2 protein-coding genes are annotated in these 834 nt (G+C 50.7%); both read right to left on the bottom strand.

Annotated features, from left to right (window positions below; translation table 11 throughout):
• The coding region (locus KMS84_RS43605) for a hypothetical protein (protein ID WP_256921235.1) at window positions 1-476 on the bottom strand (476 nt) is incomplete at its 3' end.
• Between the two features lie 28 nt (window positions 477-504).
• Window positions 505-834, bottom strand: a 330-nt coding sequence (locus KMS84_RS43610; protein WP_256921236.1) for a hypothetical protein, incomplete at its 5' end; no start/stop codon positions are given.

Here is an 834-nt window from a genome sequence, read left to right on the forward strand (position 1 = left end):
TTTCTAACCCGTCCGTTGCCTCTGGGTTTGCGAATTCGTGTGCTGTACAAAAGTGTCGAGCTTCGGCCTAGCACTCGATCAAGCATCGTCGCTGTCAAACTTGCAGTGTCGTATAACGATCCGGCAGTTAAATATCCTTCCACACGGTGACGGTGTAAAAGATGCTCTGCCCACCCCAGGTAAGCTTGCGCAACCTTGTCAATGCTCAACTGGCGTCCGGATTGATCCGCCCACCGAAAAAACTGCCGCAACGAACCGATCTTGTTATTCGCCGAAAAGCGGCTCCCCCCGCCTACAAGGTCGTCGGCCAAACACTCGTGGAGCTCCTTTACAAGCTCTACCCGTTCCAGCAAAGGATCCCCTAAAACACCTGATGTGATTTCATTGCGTACAGTCTTCACTTTTGCCTTTGCACCACCGCTGTATAAAAATGGGGTCAGATCCCAAGGCGTCTCGTTCTTCGCGTACTCAAGCATTGGAAACGTTAGGTCTGAAGACGTCCGATTATTCATTGCTCGCTCCGTGCCTGGAAGAAATCCCTGTAAACGCAGCCATGAAGCTGTTCGCAATGGCCTGCTTAGCGGGTGTGGCTTGCACAAACTTGATGTATTTGAAGGTAGTAGCCTCCGAATTTCGACCGAGAAGCAATGCATTGCTAACAGTCGCAATCACTATCGCCACATCATCGCAATTTGCTAAAGCCAGCTTGGCTAGCTCAGTTCCAAAGGTGCACCGGGACTGATGGAAGCGAAATGTCCTGAGTACCTTAACGCCAGCTGTGATGCCTGCTTTTCTAAGCGATGACATCTCAACGTTTATGGCCGAAGACTGATC

It is taken from the genome of Streptomyces hilarionis (assembly GCF_024539675.1).
In the GTDB taxonomy this organism is placed as follows: domain Bacteria; phylum Actinomycetota; class Actinomycetes; order Streptomycetales; family Streptomycetaceae; genus Streptomyces; species Streptomyces hilarionis.